At 72.7% G+C, this 18,771-nt stretch carries 13 protein-coding genes; 5 read left to right on the top strand and 8 right to left on the bottom strand.

Annotated elements, in window-relative coordinates:
• Window positions 1-142 precede the first annotated feature (142 nt).
• A complete protein-coding gene (locus KBX06_RS21630; protein WP_210837983.1) occupies window positions 143-652 on the top strand; it encodes a winged helix-turn-helix domain-containing protein in 510 nt (169 codons plus the stop codon).
• Between the two features lie 82 nt (window positions 653-734).
• On the opposite strand, the gene KBX06_RS21625 is transcribed toward KBX06_RS21630, so the two are convergent.
• Entirely contained in the window at window positions 735-5,117 is a 4,383-nt protein-coding gene (locus tag KBX06_RS21625; protein ID WP_210837981.1) for a S8 family serine peptidase, read from the bottom strand.
• Window positions 5,118-5,471: 354 nt separating this feature from the next.
• On the opposite strand from KBX06_RS21625, the gene KBX06_RS21620 reads away from it, so the two are divergent.
• Complete coding sequence (locus tag KBX06_RS21620; RefSeq protein WP_307854711.1) at window positions 5,472-5,966, top strand: winged helix-turn-helix domain-containing protein; 495 nt, start codon at window positions 5,472-5,474, stop codon at window positions 5,964-5,966.
• A gap of 9 nt (window positions 5,967-5,975) precedes the next feature.
• On the opposite strand, the gene KBX06_RS21615 is transcribed toward KBX06_RS21620, so the two are convergent.
• Window positions 5,976-6,725 (bottom strand): YqjF family protein, encoded by a 750-nt coding sequence (locus KBX06_RS21615; protein ID WP_210837977.1) that lies wholly within the window; start codon window positions 6,723-6,725, stop codon window positions 5,976-5,978.
• On the opposite strand from KBX06_RS21615, the gene KBX06_RS21610 reads away from it, so the two are divergent.
• The gene (locus KBX06_RS21610; RefSeq protein ID WP_210837975.1) at window positions 6,718-6,864 is read left to right on the top strand and encodes a hypothetical protein; all 147 of its coding nucleotides are present in this window, start codon (window positions 6,718-6,720) and stop codon (window positions 6,862-6,864) included. The genes KBX06_RS21615 and KBX06_RS21610 overlap by 8 nt on opposite strands.
• A gap of 18 nt (window positions 6,865-6,882) precedes the next feature.
• On the opposite strand, the gene KBX06_RS21605 is transcribed toward KBX06_RS21610, so the two are convergent.
• The 3 genes from KBX06_RS21605 to KBX06_RS21595 form a co-directional block, all read right to left on the bottom strand.
• The gene (locus KBX06_RS21605) at window positions 6,883-8,766 is read right to left on the bottom strand and encodes an ABC transporter ATP-binding protein (RefSeq protein ID WP_210837973.1); all 1,884 of its coding nucleotides are present in this window, start codon (window positions 8,764-8,766) and stop codon (window positions 6,883-6,885) included.
• Complete coding sequence (locus tag KBX06_RS21600) at window positions 8,763-10,469, bottom strand: ABC transporter ATP-binding protein (RefSeq protein ID WP_210837971.1); 1,707 nt, start codon at window positions 10,467-10,469, stop codon at window positions 8,763-8,765. The genes KBX06_RS21605 and KBX06_RS21600 overlap by 4 nt, the downstream gene beginning before the upstream one ends.
• 74 nt (window positions 10,470-10,543) lie before the next feature.
• Window positions 10,544-10,978: a hypothetical protein gene (locus KBX06_RS21595; protein ID WP_210837969.1), complete on the bottom strand. Its 435-nt coding sequence runs from the start codon at window positions 10,976-10,978 to the stop codon at window positions 10,544-10,546.
• Between the two features lie 338 nt (window positions 10,979-11,316).
• Here KBX06_RS21595 and KBX06_RS21590 point away from each other — a divergent pair, with 338 nt between their 5' ends.
• Entirely contained in the window at window positions 11,317-12,369 is a 1,053-nt protein-coding gene (locus tag KBX06_RS21590; RefSeq protein WP_210837967.1) for a TauD/TfdA family dioxygenase, read from the top strand.
• Window positions 12,370-12,511: 142 nt separating this feature from the next.
• Here KBX06_RS21590 and KBX06_RS21585 read toward each other — a convergent pair whose 3' ends face one another.
• From KBX06_RS21585 to KBX06_RS21575, 3 genes are all read right to left on the bottom strand, one after another.
• Window positions 12,512-13,261: an alpha/beta hydrolase gene (locus KBX06_RS21585; protein ID WP_210837965.1), complete on the bottom strand. Its 750-nt coding sequence runs from the start codon at window positions 13,259-13,261 to the stop codon at window positions 12,512-12,514.
• Between the two features lie 127 nt (window positions 13,262-13,388).
• Window positions 13,389-13,928: a hypothetical protein gene (locus tag KBX06_RS21580; RefSeq protein WP_210837963.1), complete on the bottom strand. Its 540-nt coding sequence runs from the start codon at window positions 13,926-13,928 to the stop codon at window positions 13,389-13,391.
• A 61-nt stretch (window positions 13,929-13,989) separates the two neighbouring features.
• Window positions 13,990-15,651, bottom strand: coding sequence for a glycoside hydrolase family 10 protein (locus tag KBX06_RS21575; RefSeq protein ID WP_210837961.1), 1,662 nt, complete (start codon window positions 15,649-15,651; stop codon window positions 13,990-13,992).
• 732 nt (window positions 15,652-16,383) lie between these two features.
• Between KBX06_RS21575 and KBX06_RS21570 the strand changes: the two genes are divergently transcribed.
• Window positions 16,384-18,771: discoidin domain-containing protein (locus KBX06_RS21570; protein WP_374225667.1), on the top strand; the 2,388-nt coding region annotated here is incomplete at its 3' end.

The raw sequence follows: 18,771 nt of genomic DNA, 5'->3' as shown, positions 1-18,771 counted from the left end.
GGGGAGTGCAAGCAATTTATGGACGCCTACGTGTCACTGTCTTAACCGCAGCGAGACGCGACGTCACTAGGGTCAGTGGACCCATCGATCGACGTCGTGGCGAGAATCGTCCCGCCGTGGTGGGGCACCGGAAGGGGTGGCAATGAGGGGGGTGGCTCCGCTGGTCATCGGCATCGCCTCCTCGCCGGCCGAACGCAGGCGGCTCGCACGTCTGCTCGGCGGGACCGAGGCGTTCCTGATCGTCTCGAGCGTCGACCAGGCGCGCACGTTCCTCGGCGTAGCCGGGACGCCCCCGGTGGCGCCGGTGGCGCCGGTGGCGCCCGCCGCGCCGGCCGAGCCCGTGGCGGGCCCCGTGACCCCACCGCCGGCCGACCTGAGCGTCGACTCCGACCGACGGGTGCTGCGCTGGCTGGACCGCGAGGTCGAGCTGACCCGACTGGAGCACGACCTGCTGCGCTGCCTGGTAGAGGCGCCCGGACAGGTCTGGACCTACGAGCGGCTGCACCTCGCGGTCTGGGGCAACGTGCACCTCGGGCGGGGCTCCGACATGCACTCGGTGGTTCGCCGGGTGCGGCACAAGCTCGCCCGGCTGGACGCCTCGGCGTCGATCCACGCGGTCCGTGGGGTCGGCTTCCGCCTCGCCCCCGTCTGACGCACGGGCTGCCGGGGCCGACGCGGTCCGGCCCGCCTGGTCGGAAACCAGGCGGGCCGGACCTGTCAGCCGACGGTCGGTGTCAGCAGCGCACGGGTGACAGCGCGAAGTCCTCCACCGTGGGTGCGGCGGTGTTGATCCTCGTCTGCCGGGTCTGGGGCTTCCAGCCGTCCTTGGCGACGATCATCGTCAACGGGTTGTTCCGGCGGTCCATCCAGTAGGCGTACCTGCCCTCGGCGTCGGTGGCGAACGTCCAGGACATCGCCCACGAGTCGACCTGGACGATGGCTCCGGGGATCGGCGAGCCGGCACCCTGGCAGCTCGTCCCGGTGACCGTGCCCATCAGCTTGCCCCAGGTCGTCGGCTGCAGCACGTTCATCGTGACCGCCACCGGCTCCACCGTGTACGGGGTGTTCTCCTTGATGGCGACCGAGGCGGTGTAGGTGCCGGGCTGGTCCACGTTCGCCGTCATGCCGACGTTGACCGTGACGGCCTGGCCCGGCGCCAGGGTGGCCGCCGTCCTGTCGATCGTCATCCAGCTGACGTCGGCGGTGCTGGCGGCGCACTCCTCGAACCCGGGCAGCACCTCGCTGTCCCGCGTCGCGGTGAAGCCGCCGGAGGAACCGCCGACCTTGTAGAAGCCGCACGCCGCGCCGCCGCGGTAGCGGGCGGTGTTGGCGTTCGGCAGGCTCGACCAGGAGGAGGTGGCCGGGTCGTAGGCGAAGCCGACGTTGGTGATGGCACCACCCTGCGAGCCGCCGACGACCAGGAACTTGCCGTTGGCCACGGCGAACGAGCTGGCCCAGTTGTCGGCCGGCGCGTCCGCGATGGCCGTCCAGGTGTCGGCGCCCGGGTCGTAGGCGTAGCTCGCCTTCTGCGCCGCGGAGCCGTCGTTGCCTCCGGTGCAGTAGACGATGCCGTCGATCCCGCCGCAGGAGAGGAAGGCCACCGACTTCGGGTAGTCGGCCAACGTCTCCCAGCTGTCGCCGGCCGGGTCGTAGCGCACGACGTCGTTCGACATCGGCGTGCAGGACGCCGTGGTGCAGCCGCCGACGGCGTACAGCTTGCCGCCCGCGACCGCCTGGCCGGCGGCGGAGCGCGGCGCGGGATTGTCGGCCTTCTCCGTCCAGGTGTCGGCCGCCGGGTCGTACGACCAGGTGGTGCCGTCGGGGCCGGCCGTGCCCCAGCCACCGGTCGCGACGATCCTGCCGTCCAGGACGCCCACCGTCATGGCGGTACGCGCGCCGGGCAGATCGGCGATCGGGGTCCAGGTCTGGGCGACCGGGTCGTAGGCGTAGTTCTTCGCCGAGGACGCCGATCCGGTGCCGCCGGCGATGGAGTACACCTTGCCGCCCAGGTTGACCACCCGGTTGTCCATCACCACGGCCGGGTAGTCGGCGATGTCGGTCCAGGGCGCGGCCTGCGGACCGGCCTCGGGCGAGGTCGCCGCCGTCGACTTGCCGGACGTCCTCGCCGCGAACGAGGTCGGGACCTGGAGCCGCTGAACCGGCGCACCGGGTGAGCCGAGCACCTCCTGCTTGCTCATCCGGGACCCGTCGGCCCGCAGCAGCTCGAACCCGCCGGCGCGCTCGCTGAACTCGACGGCGACCGGGGCGCCGCCCGTGTTGGTCACCGTGAACGACTTGGTGACCTTGCCGCTGGGCATCCGGGCGGTCCCGGTCACCTGGGCCGGCTTGACCGACAGCCGGCCGGCCGCGAGCTGGAAGTTCGCCGCGGTGGCCCAGTCGGCCTGGACGTCGACCTGCTTGCTCTGGCTGACGTAGTCGCCGGCCCGGGCGGTGAACCTGTGGGTGTCCGTCAGCGTCGAGAACAGCCAGTAGAAGCCGTCCGCCAACCCCGTGTCGTCGGGGGTCGCCACGGTGGTGGCCTTCTCCGTCGGCCGGTCGTCGCTGATGACGGTGGCGCCGTCGACGTAGCCGTTGTCGTTCCTGTCGCGGACGTGGCCGAGCACCAGGCCGCCGTCGATCGGCTCGCAGGTGATCTGGCTGCCGATCAGGACGTTGTCGACCGACCACCACCACTCGTACGAGGCGTCGTAGTAGCGGAACCGGACCCGGGCCTGGGCCTGGCCGGCGGCCTGCGGGACGGCGATCTCGGTGACCTTCGGACCACGGACGTCGGCGGCCTGCCGGAGCACGTTGGTCCACGTGGTCCCGCCGTCGAGGCTGAGGTCGACGTCGGCGCGGTCGCTGCCCAGCCAGTTGTAGTCCTGGTTGAAGCGGATGACCGGTGCCGTGACGCCGGTCAGGTCCACCACCGGGCTGACGAGCGAGGTGTCCTGCTTCCCGCCGGAGCCGTACTCGTCGCTGTCGATGATCGCGAAGTTGCCGGTGCCCCCGGTCAGGTTGCCCCGGGCGCCGTCGTCGGTGAACTTCCAGACCTGGCCGCTGGCGGCGTGGTCCACCACGGACCAGCCGGCCGGCACGGTGCTGCCGTCGAAGGTCTCGTACTCGCCGTCGGAGCCGAACCGGTATCCGGGTGCGGTCGTGCAGGCGTTGGTCGGCACCGGCACCGCCACGTTGGCCGTGGCGTTGCCGGTGCCGACGACGACCTGCTTGGTCACCGTCTGGTAGCCCGGGTACTGCGGCTCGACCTTCAGGTCGTAGGTGCTGCCGGCCGGCAGCTTGAGCGTGTAGCGGCCGTTGACGGGCGTGGTGTAGTCGGACACGCCCGACTGGCCCTCCACGGTGACCTTCGCGTAGAGCGGCCAGCCGTGCCCGGAGCCGTCGGTGACGGTTCCACTGACGGTGACGCTCGGCACCGCCGTCAGCGCCACGTCGAGCGTCGTGGTCGCGTTGCGGGCGACCGCAGCCGGCGTGGTCTTCGCCTGGTAGCCGAACGCCGCCACGGCGACCTGGTAGTCGCCGACCGGGAGCAGCGACGAGTACGTCCCGTCGGCGCCGGTGGTCAGCTCGCGGTCCGCCGCGCCGGTCAGGGTAACCGTGGCGCCGGGGACCGGGGCGCCGGTGGCCGCGTCCGTGACCTTGCCGGCCAGCGTGCCGGTGTCGCCGATCGGGGCGCCCTCGAGCAGTGCGAGCGCGTCCAGCCGGCCCTCACCGAACACGTTGTTGTCGTCCGCGGTGCCACCGCACTGCGCGTCGGCCTTGTCGACCGCCGAGCCGTCGAGCAGCGCGCGGGTGGCGTCGACGTCGCCGACGAGCGCCGGCGCGGCGGACCACAGCAGCGCGATCGCGCCCGCGAGGTGCGGAGCGGCCATCGAGGTGCCGTTGTAGCTGGCGTAGCCGCTGCCCGGAATGCTCGACCGGACGTTCACGCCGGGCGCCGCGATGTTGGGCTTGATCTCGCCGTTCTGACCGGCGCCGCGGGAGGAGAAGCTGGCGATGTTGTTGTTGACGTCGTAGGCGCCCGCCGAGTAGTTGCTGACCAGGCTGCCCGGTGAGCCGCTGGTCTGGCACGCCGATCCGCTGTTGCCGTTGGACCAGACGCCGAAGATGCCCGACGCGGTCCACGCCAGCGTCACGTCCTCCATGAACGGGTCGTTGGAGGGCAGCGTGGTTCCCCACGAGTTGTTGATGATGTTCGGCCGCTTGCTGGCGTCCGGGTTCTGGCCGTTGAGGTCCGTCGGTTCGAGCATCCACTGACCGGAGGTGACCAGCGCCGCGTCGTTCGGGCAGCAGCCGTTGGCCGCGATCCACCTCACGTCCGGGGCGACACCGATCTGGTTGGCTCCGTCGGCGCCGGCCATCGTGCCCATCGTGTGCGTGCCGTGGCCGTTGGTGTCGCAGGGCGCGGCGCAGGTGCCGGCGGCGCGGAACCAGTTGTAGTTGTGGTCGAACGTGCCGTCGCCGTTGTTGCCACGGTAGGAGTTCACCAGCGCCGGGTGGTCGAACTGCACCCCGGTGTCGATGTTGGCCACCGTGATGCCGGCGCCCTTGGCGCCGTACTGGGACCACACGTCGTCGGCGTTGATGTTCGCGATGCCCCACTCGAGGGCGTTGACCGTCTTCTCGGCGGTGCCCTTGGTGACCTCGGGCACCTCGTAGGCGACCGGGGCGTACAGGCCCTCGACCTCGGCGTGCGCGGCGAAGCTCTGCGCCATCGTCAGGGAGCCGCCGCTGACCTTGATCGCGTTGGTCGCCCAGAAGGTCTCGTACCTCGTTCCGGAGCCGTCGAGCTCGGCGCGGATCTTGGACTGGCTGCTGGCGGCGGTCTTCTTCAGCGCGTCGGCGACGGCGGTGCCGCGCTTGGCCCAGTCCTCGATCGCGGCGGCCTGGCCCAGGTCCGCCCGGTCCTTGAAGCGGATCCAGAAGTCGCCCTCGGTCTTGCCCTGGAGTTCCTTCGTGAGTTCGGGACGGATCTTGTCGGACGGGGAGGCCTGTGCGGCTGACCCGGTCGCGGCCAGACCTGTCGCGGCCAGGATCATCGCCGCACCGGCGCTGACCAGAGATCTGGCCCAGCGCCTCGTGGGTGGATGTGTGAACATCGGTGGTGCCTCCTCCAGAACGGCCCAGAGTGGAACGAGCCATGGTGGAGGGCGCAGGTGCTCGTCTCCGTTCGGACGATCCGGATCCGACCCCTCCACGCCCCCAGGCACCGCGCGGGTCGCGCCGGCTGCCCGTGTGGACACTATGATCGACAAGAATGGGCGATCAAGAACTTGCCGTAAGCAATCTGTCACTAGGCGTTGGCCGGCGAATGGGGAGCTTGCCAATGTTGGTCACGGTCTTGACGAAGATGGGCAGAGGCTGCCCGTAGTTTCCGGGTGGGTGCTGTGGGGGCACGCGACGAAGATGCGGCGCCGGGCTCTCCAGAGCCGGCCGACGAACCCTTTCCGCTGGTGATCGCGGTGACGCCGTCGCCGGCCGAGCGGATACGACTGGCGGAACGCCTGGAGGGCGTCGCGCCGCTGCTGCTGGTGGCCGACCTCGACGAGCTGCGCAGGCTGATCGCGGCCCCGCCGCGGCTGCCCCCGGAGCCCTCCTCCCGGTCGCCCGCCGGCACGCCGGGCTCGACCGACGACGACGCGCTGCTGATCGACTCGGCCCGCTCGACGGCGCGCAGCCGGGGCCGCGAGATCGGCCTCACGCGGCTCGAACACGACCTGCTGGCCTGCCTGACCACCGAGCCCGTCCGGGTCTGGAGCTACGCCGAGCTGCACCGCTCGGTCTGGCGCGACGAGGGACGCGAGCGCCGGGCGGACGTGCAGTCCCTGGTGAAGCGGCTGCGTCGCAAGCTCCACGAACTCGGCACCGGGGTGGCCATCGACGCGGTGCGGGGCGTCGGCTTCCGGCTGACCGACCATCAGCAGCCGAAGGTCAGCGGTTCCGGATGACTGCCTGACTTAGGCACTCCGCGGCCGGCGCAGGGTGACCGGTGGGCCGAAGCGGACCGCGACGCCGGGCGAGTACAGCACGCTGACCGGTTGCCCGACGGGTGCCGGCAGCCCGGCGGCTTCGACCAGCTCGTCGTCGAGGTGCAACAGCTCCGCCCGGTGCAGCGGCCAGCGGGGATGCCAGTTCGGCAGGTGCAGCGTCCGCCCGTACGCCCGGGTGTGCAGCCCCCAGCGGGCGGTGACGAAGTGCTCCAGCGGGGTCGGCTCGGCGATGGGCTCCCCCACGTGCACCACCATCCGGCTCGTCGCACCGGCCGGACCGGGCCACCGGCGCCGGCACCGGTAGGTGTAGCGGTCCCCGTCGCGCTCCAGCCGCATCGCCGACCACATGTACGGCAGCCGCAGGGTCGCCCGGGCGACCAGCACCGGGACCAGCCGCGACGCGTCGAGCGAACGGAACACCACCGCCCGTCGGCCGGTGTCGTCGACCGAGTAGAGCCGGACGTTGGTCTCCGCGAAGGTCCCGAGGTACGGCACCCCCGGCCCACGGCCGAGGCCCAGCCCCACCATCCGGAAGCCGATCAGGCCGACGTAGCTGACCCCGTCGAGGGTGTCGGGGCGGGTTCCCGCGGGCAGCAGCGGCGCGACGAGTTCCGGCGCGACCGCCCAGTGCAGGAACGTCAGGTCGTCCCAGCGCTGCCGCAGGACCGCCCACGGGAACGCCTGCTCGGGCGCGCAGTCGACCGGCTCGATGTCCACGTGTCCATCCTGCCCCGACCCGGCCCGGCCCCGACCCTGGCCCCGGCTGCGGGCGCGGGTGCGGGTGCGGGTGCGGGTGCGGGTGCGGGTGCGGGTGCGGGTGCGGCGACCGGCGACCGGCGACCGGCGACCGGTGTGACGATGACGCCGTCGCGCGCTAACCCGGGGACACGCCCAGCGGCCGACGAGGAGCGGCCGCGGGTTCCTCGCTGTCGCGTCCCTTCGCGAGCACGGGACCGGGCGTGCTCCAGGAACGCCACAGCCGGCTGTACCCGCCCCCGGACTCCAGCAGCTGGCCGTGCGTACCGTGCTCGACGACGCGCCCGTGCTCCATCACGACGATGCGGTCCGCGGTCGCCGCCTGGCTGAGGCGGTGGGCGACGATCAGCGTGGTACGGCCCTCGGTGGCCGCCGTGGCGGCGCGGTCGAGGTCGCGCGCGCCGGCACTGCCGGCCTCCGCGGTGGCTTCGTCGAGGACCGCGACGGCGGGGTCGGCGAGAACGAGGCGGGCCAGGGCGAGCTGCTGGGCCTGGGCGGCGGTGAGGTGCCGTCCGCCCTCCCCCACGCGCGTGTCGAGTCCGTCCGGCAGCGCACGGAGCCAGTTGGTGACGCCGACGAGGTCGAGGGCGGCGGTCAACTCGGCGTCGGTGGCGTCCGGGTTGGCCAGGCGCAGGTCGTCGCCGAGCGTCCCAGCGAAGACGTGCACCTCCTGGCTGATCAGGGCGATCTCGCGACGTACGCGGTGCTCGTCCAGGTCCGCCAGCGGCACGCCGCGCAGACTGACCGCGCCACGGGTGGGGGCGATGATCCCGGCGGCGATGCCGGCGAGGGTGCTCTTGCCCGCGCCGCTCGCACCGACGAGGGCGACGCGCTCGCCGGGTGCCAGGGTGAGGGTGACGTCCCGCAGCACGACGGGCCCGTCGTCGTAGCGGTGCCGGTCGACGACCACCTCCAGCGTCGCGGGTCCCGGGCCACCAGGTTCGGCCGCCCCGGGGCGTCGGGGGGTGGCGGGTCCGCAGCCGTCGGGCGAGGCGGCGCCAGGCAGCGAGGTGACGCCGACGAGCCGGGCGAGGCTAGCCCCGGCCTGGAGCACGGAGTCGGACTGGAACAGCAGCAGGCCGATCGGGTTGAAGAGGCGGTGGAAGTAGAGGGCGGCGGTGGTCGCCGCCCCCACGGTGGCCAGGTCGTCGCGGACCAGCAGGAAGCCGACCAGCAGCACGGCGGCAAGCCCCACGAACTCCGAGCGGTTCATCCGCAACCCGAGCCGCATGTGCAGGCTGAAGATCTCCAACGACAGGTCGCGGGCCGCAGCGGAGCGATGGGCGATCCGACCGACGTGTGCGTCCTCCGTCCGGTAGGCCCGCACGGTCGCCGCGCCGCGCAGCGCTCCGGCCATGACCTGGGCCCGCTCGCCGGTGGCAACCCGCTCGCGCGCGTAGTACGGCACCGACCGCCTCAGGTACCACGACAGCGCCATCGCATAGGCCGGTGCCGCGGCGAGCCCGGCGAGGCCGAGTCGCCAGTCGAGGGCGAAGAGCCCCGTCGCGGTCAGCACGATGGACAGCAGCGCGCCGAGGAAGGCGGGGCCGCTGGTGGCGATCACGTTGGTCACCACGGCCACGTCGTCGCCGGCGCGGGCCACCAGGTCCCCGGTGCCGGCCCGCTCCAGCGTGGCCGACGGCAGGTGCAGGGCGCGGTCGAGGACCCGCTCCCGCAGCCGCGCCAGCACGGTCTCGCCGAGGCGTGCCGTGAGCGCGGCGCCGATCGCGGTGAGGACGCCGGCGAGCACGGCGGCGCCCGCGATCACGCCCGCCCAGGCCACGATCCGGGGCGTGTCGGAGCCGGCGATGACGTCGTCGACGAGGCGGCCGAGCACCCACGGGGCGACGAGCCCGGTCGCGGACGCGGCGACCAGCAGGGTGCCGGCGGTGGCGCTGAGCCCGGGTAGCCGGACGAACTCGACCCGCAGGGCGGCCCAGGTCTGCCGGGCGGTCGCCGTGGGCAGCAGTTGCCGGGTCGCGGCGGTCGACTCGACGCTCATCGCAGGACCTCGTCCCGGTAGCGGCCGTCGCCGGCGAGCAACTGCTCGTGCGGGCCCTCGGCGACGACCCGTCCACGGTCGATCACGACCACCCGGTGCGTGACCCGCAGCAGGGCCGGACTGTTGGTGATCAGCACCGTGCCGCGGGCTGCCGCCGCGCGGGCCGAGGCCAGTCCCTCGGCGAGTAGCGCCTCGGTCACCGCGTCGACCGCCGTGGTGGGGTTGTGCAGCACCAGCACCGGCGGGTCGGCGGCGAGAGCCCGGGCCAGTCCGACCCGCTGCCGCTGCCCGCCGGAGAGGTTCGCGCCCCGCTCGGTGAGCAGGCGGTCGATGCCGTGCGGGTGGGCCGCGAGCACGTCCTCGGCCGCCGCGGCGCGCACCGCGGCGCGCAGCACCGCCTCGTCGGCGTCGGCGCCGGCGGCGAGGTTGGCGCGCAGTGTCCCCTCGAACAACGCCACGTCGTGCTGCTCGACCAGGAGGATGCCGCGTACGGCGTCGATGTGCAGACCCTCGGCGGGCACCCCGTCGACGTACAGCGTGCCCCGGTAGTCCTCCCGGGGCACGCGGCCGGACAGCAGCGCCACCAGCGCGTCGGCCTCGCTCGGATCGTGGGCGAGCACGCCGAGCACCTCACCGGCGCCGACCCGCAGGCACAGCCCGTCGAGCCCGGCGTACCCGATCGTGTCGAGGGCGAGCCGCGACGGGGCCGGGTGGGGTGCTGCGGCGGAGCCGGAGCGGGTGAGCGGCTCGGCGCCGAGCACCCGGGCGACCCGCCCGGCGGAGGCGCGGGCCATGGCGGACAGCTGTACGCAGTAGCCGAGCGTCTGCACGGGCTCGGCGATGAACTGGGCCAGCCCGACGACGGCGACGAGTTCGCCGATGGTGAGCCGGCCCTGGATCGCGAGCCAGCCGGCGACGCCGGCGACCGCCGCGAGGAGGAGGCCGTTGACCGTGGTGGTGAGTCCGAGGTGCAGGCCCTTGGTGGTGGCGGCGCGCAGGGTGACGTCGAGGGCGTGGCGGCTGGCGGCCGCGTACCGGCGTGCGGCGTGGCCCTGGGCGCCGATGCCGCGCAACACGCGCAGGCCCGAGACGAGGTCCACGGCGAGCGAGGTGGTGGCGGCGAGGGCCTCCTGCTGCGCGGCGCTGCGCCGGCTGAGCAACGGCGCCATCCGCTGCAGGGCGACGACCACCAGCGGCACGCCGACGAGTACCCCCAGCCCGAGCGGGACGTCGACGACGAGCAGCGCGACGGCAGCGACCACGATGGCGGTGAGCGCTGCGGCACCGAGCCCCGCGACCCGTACGACGAGCGCGGACAGCTCGGCGTCGGAGGCGGTGACGGACAGCAGTTCGCCGTCGCGCATGCCCGAGCGGTTCCCGCGCGGGTCGAGGGCGCTGCGGGCGATCTCGACGCGCAGGAGGTGGGCCTCCTGCTCCAGCGCGGCGTACGCCAGGCGGGCGCCGGTGCGGTAGGCGAAGGCGAGGACGGTGAAGAGGACGGCGAGACCGGCCAGGGAGAGCAGCAGCGCCCCTACGTCCCCGGTGGCGACGGCGCGGTCGATGATCACGGCGATCGCGACCGGGACGAGGGCCTCGGCGGCCTGGTGGGTGCAGAGCAGCACGGTGCCGGCCACCACGCGAGCGCGCTGGCGGCGCAGGGCACGGCGCAGGACCGTCCCGCCGCTGGTCTTCTCGGCTGCCACGAACGCCCCTCCCGGAGATCGAGGCCAGGTTAGCCTCACCTAATGGTCGCGGCGAACGGGGGTTCGACGACCCGTCAGTCGGGCACACCCAGGCCGAGATCCGGACCGGTCGTGACGTGGTGGCGGCCGATCGGCACGGCCTCCCCGACGTCGGATCGACGATCACACCGGCCGGACTCCACCTGGGTCGCGTCGTCCATCGCGGGCGGCCCGACCAGGACGAGCACGACGCCACCGAGGGCCAGCGGGTTGCCGGACGCCGCCGCGAGGAGCCGGGGCAGGCCCAGCCGGCGCAGCACCGGGTGCGCCGCCAGCGCCGCCCGCGACGCGGTCGCCTCGCGCCCGGACAGGCCCGGGCACCGGTCGGTGAGCCGGTCGGCGCGACAGTCAGGGTGCGCCGGCGTCAGCCGCAGCCCCGACCGCAACTCGTCGACCGCCTCGGGGTCCGCGTACGCCCGTGCGGCGGCCGGCCGCCCAGCGCCGGCGGCACCACTACCTCGGTCTTTCACCTGGGCGGCCCCGTTCATAGCCGTTGCTCGATAGGGCTGGTCCGGGGTTCGCGGGTCAGCTTCGCTGGCATGCTGACGGCCCGCCCCGACGCCGGGCCGGGTTCCTCCGTGCATTCCTTGGACAGCCCTTGACGAAGGGCCGAGGCTAGGCTTCGCTTCGGTGACGGCGACCCACCACGGCATCATCTTGCAGCCAGCGGTCGCCCAACTCGCCGAGCTGATCGGACGGGAGCTCCAGGCATGACAGAGACGACGCCCGGGGCCACGCAGAGTGAATGAGGACGTAGAAGATGAACGAAACGACTTCCAAGCCGTCGAAACCGCGCTCCCTTGAGGGGGTGGACCGGCGGCCGGTGCAGAGCTCCGGGGAAGACCCGGTGACGTTCGGTTTCCTGCCCGAGGCACCATCGACGCCCGTCCTCGTCACGCCGGCCGGTCCCGGCGTCGACCTGCCCGGCTGGCTGCGCGCGCACCGGGAGGCCGTCGAAGCCCGGCTGCTGCGGCACGGCGCGGTCCTGCTGCGAGGCTTCCACGGCGGGTCGGTGGAGAAGTTCGAAGAGGCCGCCTCGGCCCTTTGTGCCACCCTCTACCGCGAGTACGGGGACCTCCCGCGAGAGGGCGAGTCAAACCGCGTCTACAAGTCGACGCCGTATCCGGAAGACCTGTCGATCCTGTTCCACAACGAGAGTTCCCATCTGCCGCAGTGGCCGATGCGACAGTTCTTCTCGTGCATCGTGGCCCCGCGCTCCGGCGGCCAGACGCCGATCGTCGACTGCCGTACGGTGCTGGCCCGTATGCGTCCGGAGCTGGTCGAGCTCTTCGCTACCAAGAAGCTCCGTTATGTCCGCAACTTCATCGAGGGCGTCGACGTCAGCTGGTCGCGCTTCTTCGGTACCGAGGATCCCGCTGAGGTTGAGCGTCGGTGCGCCGCGGAGGGAACGAGCTTCGAGTGGACGGCGGAGGGCGGCTTGCGGACCTCGCGTCAGGCCGACGCGGTTCTGCGCCATCCGGTGACCGGAGAGGCCGTCTTCTTCAACCAGCTGGCGCTGCACCACCCGTCGGCGCTGGACCCGGAGATCCGTTCCGCGCTGCTGGAGATCTGCGAGGAGGAGCAGGGTATGCCGCGCAACGTCTTCTGGGGCGACGGCACGGTCATCGACGACGCCGTGGTGGCCGAGGTCCGGGACCTGATGGACCGCGAGTCGGTCGCGTTCACCTGGCAGGAGGGCGACATCCTGGTCATCGACAACATGCTGGTCGCCCACTCGCGCAGTCCCTTCACCGGGCCGCGCAAGATCGTGGTGGCGCTCGGCGACATGACCGGCGAATCGGTGCCCGCACCTTTCGCTACCGATGCCCGGGTGCCGCCGCCTTCAGGGGTTCGATGCTGACCCCGGGCATCACCATGGCGTCGTAGCCGAACCAGACTGACCTTCGCCCGCATCTGGAGCACGCCCGCGACGGGCGGGATCCGGTCGAAGGACGCCGCCGCACCTCTGAGGGTCGCCGGTGCGGGCGGGAGGGAGGACCAGCTCAACCGGTCAGTCGCTGCGAGACCCAGTCGGCCGCCTGGTCGACCGCCCGCCGGGACTCGTCGGTGTGGTCGAGCATGTCGAAAGCGTGCTGCCCGCCCGGTACGTCAATCACCTCCACCCGTACGCCGACGTCGCCCGCCGCGTCAAGGAACACCGCGACCGTCTCGGCCATCTCCTGCCGCTCCCGGCCGACGCGGGTGAGCAGCAGCGGCGGTACGGGCCCACCCGGCTCCCGGATCGCCACGCCCGGGTCGAAGCGCGGGTCGACGCCCCAACCCGGCATCGGCGCGAGAAGCGGATACGTCAGCGCCACCGCCCGCAGCCAGGAAGGGCGCTCCCGCAGCCAGTCCGTGCTCAGCAGTCCCCCGCCGGAGAAGAACCAGAGGGCGATCCGGTCGCCGTCGACGCGCGCGTCGGCGCGAACCCGGTCCACCGCCGAGGCGACGTCGCAGGCGGCCGTCGCGCAGTCGGTGACGGGGCCCTGCGGACCGGCGACGACGCGCATCCGATGCTCGACGGTGACGGCCAGGAGGCCGAGGTCGGCGAGCAGGCAGCCGTAGCCGCGGTAGACCGGCCAGTCACGGGGCGTCGGGAGGCCGTCCGGTAACGGCCCCCCGTGGACGAGGACCACGGCGGGGTGCGGACCGATAGCGTCCGGTACGTACCAGTCGAGGTTCGCCACCCGCTCGTGCCGGCGGGCGGGCGGCGTCAGCACGAACGGGCGAAGGAAGCTCGGCGTCTCGCTCATGATCACAGTCTGGCACGGTGCGATGACTACGCGGTGCCCCGATCGCGCGTCGCGCCGTCTAGCGCCACCTGGCGCCGCCGGGTGCGCAGCCGCGACGCTGCGGCCGACCCGCGGCACAGGCCCCGGCTCAGGCCCCGGGCGGCGGCAGCGGCAACTCGACGGCGGCCACCGTCTCGACCCGCACGGCCGAATGGGTGGGCGGCGCCATGTCAGCTCGCGGTGATCGGCTGTGCACCCGACCCCGGCCGGTCGGGTCCGTACGGCTGCTCACCTCGCAGGTCACCATCAGGATCGGCGCGGGCGGCCCGGTGAATCGTCCGGCGCCCCAGCGCACCCACAGCGGCACCCGGCCCGCATCGGCTTCGGCGAGCAGCTTCTCCCAGGTGCGGCGGCGCGTGCCGTGGTCGATCTCGACGACGACCGGCGGCCCGTCCGGGCGGGCACAGGCCACGTCGAGCACCGACTGCTGCGCGGACATCGGCGGCGGCAACGGCAGCACGCTCGACGCCCGCCGGTAGACCCGCCACCCCTGCGCCGTCGCCCAGTCGACCACCGTGTCGATCAGGCGGGCGGTGACCTCGTCCGTGGTCAGGTCGGTGAAGGTGACCGTGTCGAGCCGGTCGGCCAGCGACGCCGCCAGCCGCTCCCCGTCCGCACCGACCACCACCGCCGCAGGGTAGCCCGCGCAACCGGCCGGCCCCGCCACGGGGGCGGTACGCGGGCTGCCGCTATCGCGTGCCGACGGACATCGGCGCGCTGAGCGGGCCCTCGTTGCCGCTGCGGTCCAGGCCGGACACGCAGTAGGACAGCGGGCGGTCCGCCGGGGCGGTGCGGTCCACCCAGCCGGGGCTGCGGGCCGTGCCGACGAGCCGGGCCGCGTCGCCGTCGACGCGGTAGACGGCGAAGCTCGTGGCACCGTCCCCGCGCCAGGTCAGCGTCACCCCGCCGGCGTTTCCGCGCCGCGCGCCGGTGACCGTGGGGGCGGCCGGCGGCGCCGAGGGAAGGTGCGCCATCGCGGGCAGCAGCGCCGGGCCGGCGTGGTGGGCCGCGCTGTAGCGGCTGACGGCCCCGAGCCGGTCGGCGCGTACCTGCCTGGCGCTGAAGTGCACGCTGCCGTCGACGCCGTACCGGCGGTTGAGGGCGAGTTGGCGGGTCAGCTCGGTCGGGTCGCGCCAGGCGCCACGCTCGCCAACCCGGTAGTCGGCCTGGCCGACGTAGAGCTGCACCCTCGTGCCCCGCACCGTGGCCGCCCACCACGGCAGCAGCTTGGCGTAGTCGGCCTTGCCGAACCCGATGTGCCAGTAGAGCTGCGGCACGACGTAGTCCAGCCACTGCCGCCGTACCCAGAGCCGGGTGTCGGCGTGGATGTCGTCGTAGCTCTGCAACCCGGCGGTCGCCGAGCCGGCCGGGTCGCTGCGCTCGTTGCGCCAGATGCCGAACGGGCTGATGCCGAACTTGACCCACGGCTTGATCGCCTTGATCCGCTCGCTCATCTCGCGGACCAGGGTGTTGACGTTGTCCCGGCGCCAGGCGTGCTTGTCCGCGAACCCCCGGCCGTGGCGGGCGAACGTCGCGTCGTCCGGGAAGTCCTGCCCGGCCTCCGGGTACGGGTAGAAGAAGTCGTCGAAGTGCACGCCGTCGACGTCGTAGCGCTGGACCGCCTCCAGCATCGAGTCCTCGACGAACGTGCGTGCCTCGGGGATGCCGGGGTCGAAGTAGAGGCGGCTGCCGGGCCGGTCGGCGCTGGGATAGGTGACCACCCAGTCGCGGTGCCGTCGCAGCGGGTGCGTCGGCGCGAGCCGGTCCAGCCGCGGGCCCGGCCCGCCCACCGTGGCCGGCTGCCCGCCCCGGTACGGGTTGAACCAGGCGTGGAACTCCAGGTTGCGGGCGTGCGCCTCGGCGACCATGAACTCCATCGGGTCCCAGCCCGGGTCGCGGCCGTCGCGTCGCCCGGTCAGCCACTCCGACCACGGCGCGTACGCCGACGGCCAGAGCGCGTCCCCGCTCGGGCGCACGTGCACGAAGACCGCGTTGTGGTTGCGCCGGACGGCCAGGTCCAGCCAGCCCCGGAACTCGGCCCGCACCGTCTCGGCCGGCAGTCCCCGCCGGCTCGGCCAGTCGATGTTGTTCACCGTCGTGATCCACATGCCCCGCAGCTCGCGGGGCGCCCGGGCCGGTCGACCGGCGCAGGCGGGGGTGCCGTCCGTCGGGGCGGCACCGGACGCCGCACCGGAGGCGGTCCCGGCGTCCTGCTGCGGCGGGGCGTCCTCGCCGCCGGTCCGGTCGCGCAGCGCCCAGGCGCCGAGCGCGACCGCGACGGCGAGCGCGGCGACCAGCGCGACGATCGCCCGGGTACGACGGCGGTGGGCGGGCGGGTCGGCGACGGACATCGCCCCAGTCTGCACAGTCCGGCCCCAGCGGTGAACCGCGGCTAGTGCCGGTCGGTCTCGTCAGCGGTGCCGCGGTCGGTGTCGCCGGAGTCGAACGGGGTGCGCATCCGGGTCATCGCGTCCGCGCTGACGTCCACCGTCCGAGCGCGTTCGCGATCGGTGTGCCTGTCTCCCTCTGATCCGAAGGGATTCAGGGCGGGCGGCGTCATATCTGCCAAGACGTACTCCAAGATGTCACAGGGCGGCGCAGGTCGGATTCGCTGGCAGCCACAGGCCGGGAAGAGGGCGGGCGGTCGGGGCGCGTCATCGGCCGTCGGGTACCCGCTCCCACAGCCTACCCCTCCCACGCCCCCGTCGCTGACGGTGCGGCGGTCGGGGCGGGTCCGCACCCCGCCGGCGGCATTCGACCAGTCGAGCGGGTTCGGCTGACACCGGCCCCCGCCGACCCCGAGCCGTGGCCGGGCACCCGGCTGAACGTTGCGGGCGTGCCGACTTTTGACCGTCCGGACGAAAGTTGGAACGATCTCGCGCAAACATCTAGACATTTAGATTTAAGAATCATAATGTTTGCCTGACCAGGCAGCGGCGTGCCAGGCCACTCATCAGGACATGACAACGATGTCCGTTCGATGTCCGGGCCCCGCCGCTGAGCCCGAGCGCCGCGCCGACGACGTACGTCGTTGTCCCGCTCCCCTGGAGGAGAGAATGCTCGGACCGTCCCGACGAGCACGTGTGCCCATCGCGAGCGCCCTCACCGCCGTCATGGCGGTCGCCGGCCCGTGGCTGTCCCCGCCGAGCGCGGCTGCTGCTCCGCCCCCGCAGGAACCCGGCGTCACCCTGCGCGTCTTCGACCTCCAGGTGCCGCTCGACGAGCTCTGCACCATCAAGGCCGGCCAGACCCCGAACGTCGACAAACTCATGCCGACGATCGACTGGACGAGCGCGGCGGACTTCGGCATCGAGGACCGCTTCCTGGTCCACGTCCTCGGCAACGTCACCATCACCCAGGCCGGCAGCTACACCTTCCGGCTCGTCAGCGACGACGGGTCGCGCCTGCTGATCGACGACAGACTGGTCGTCGACCACGACGGCGCACACGGCCCGGCGCCGAAGGACGGCGCGGTCGGCCTGACCGTCGGACAGCACTCCCTGCGTATCGAGCACTTCGAGCGTACGGGCGGCCAGCAGCTCACGTTGCAGTGGCGCACCCCCGGCTCCGGCACGTTCGTGAACGTCCCGAACTCGGCGCTGAGCACCGACGCCGGCGTCGTCCGGGTGGCCGCACCCGGTCGCAAGGAGTGCGAGGCCAGTGGCGACTCCCCCGGCGACGGGCTTCCGCTCACCTCGGTGCATCCGAACTACACCCTGACCGACCTGCGCCCGAGCGGCTTCCAGCCGCAGGTCACCGGGTTCGACTGGTTCCCCGACGGCCGGCTGGCAGTGTCGACCTGGGGTGGCTCGCTGACCAGCGTGGGCGAGGTGTGGATCCTGGGCAACGTCACCGGCAGCACCAGCGCCGCCCAGGTGACCCGGCAGCGGGTGGCGACCGGCCTGCAGGAGCCGATGGGACTCAAGATCGTCGACGGGAAGATCTACGTCGCGGAGAAGGCCAAGCTCACCGAACTCAACGACACCAACGGCGACGGGGTCACCGACCAGTACCGCACCGTGGCCACCTGGCCGTTCGGCAACAACTTCCACGAGTTCGGGTTCGGCCTGCTGTACCGCGACGGGTACTTCTACCTGAACCTCTCGGTGTCCATCAACTACGGCGGGGCCACGACCGACCCGCAACCGGCCCCGAACCGGGGCACGACCATCAGGGTGAACCGCAGCACCGGCGCGGTCGACTACGTGGCCGGCGGTCTGCGCACCCCGCACGGCATCGGCTGGGGCCCCGAGGGCGACATCTTCGTCACCGACAACCAGGGCGGCTGGCTGCCGTCGTCGAAGCTGGTGCACGTCAAGCAGGGCCGTTTCTTCAACCACTACATGAACCCGCCCGGGCCGTTCGACGACAACCCGGTGGTCCGGCCGGTCCTGTGGATGCCGCAGAACGAGATCGGCAACTCGCCGAGCACCCCGGTCATGCTGACCCAGGGCCCCTTCGCCGGGCAGATGCTCATCGGCGACGTGACCTACGGCGGACTCCAGCGCGCCTACCTGGAGAAGGTCGACGGCGAGTACCAGGGGGCGCTGTTCAGGATGACCCAGGGCCTGGAGGCGGGGGTGTCCGAGGTGAGCGTCGGCCCCGACGGTGCCATCTACACCGGCGGCCTGCACGGCGGCGGCAACTGGGGGCAGGAGGGCAAGCTCAGCTACGGCCTGCAGAAGATCGCCCCGAACGGCGGCAACCACTTCGACATGCGGGCGATGCGGGCGCTACCCGACGGCTTCGAGATCGAATACACCCAGCCGCTGTCGGCGGCGACCGCCGCGGCACTGGCCGCCAGGTACCGGGTGAAGCAGTGGCGGTACGTGGCGACGGCCGCGTACGGCGGGCCGAAGGTCGACGAGGAGACCCTGCCGGTCTCGTCGGCCACCCTGTCGCAGGACGGAAAGACGGTCACGCTCGCGATCGACGGCCTCAAGGCCGGTCGGGTGGTGCACGTCCGATCGCCCCGGCCGTTCACGGCCAGCAACGGCCAGTCGCTGTGGAGCACCGAGGCGTGGTACACGCTCAACGCCGTCCCGGGGCAGGATCCGCCCGTCAACCTCGCGCTCGGCCGGGCGGCGACCGCCGACAGCTCCTGTTCGGCCACCGAGCGGCCGGCCAAGGCCGTCAACGGAACGACCACCAGCGGCAACCTCGACAAGTGGTGCTCGTCGGGCAGCAACAAGTGGCTGCGGGTCGACCTCGGCACCACCCGCAGCGTGAGCCGGTTCGTCGTCAGACACGCGGGCGCGGGCGGCGAGAACACCGCCTGGAACACCCGCGACTTCACCATCCAGACCAGCACCGACGGCAGCACCTGGACCACGGCGGCGACCGTCACCGCCAACACCGCCAGCACCACCACCCACGACGTCTCCCCCACCCAGGCCAGACACATCCGACTCACCATCACCACGCCCACCAGCACCACCGACAACGCCGCCCGCATCTACGAGTTCGAGGCC

The organism is Micromonospora sp. C31 (assembly GCF_018070575.1).
In the GTDB taxonomy this organism is placed as follows: domain Bacteria; phylum Actinomycetota; class Actinomycetes; order Mycobacteriales; family Micromonosporaceae; genus Micromonospora.
This window is presented reverse-complemented; position numbering and strand designations above follow the sequence as displayed.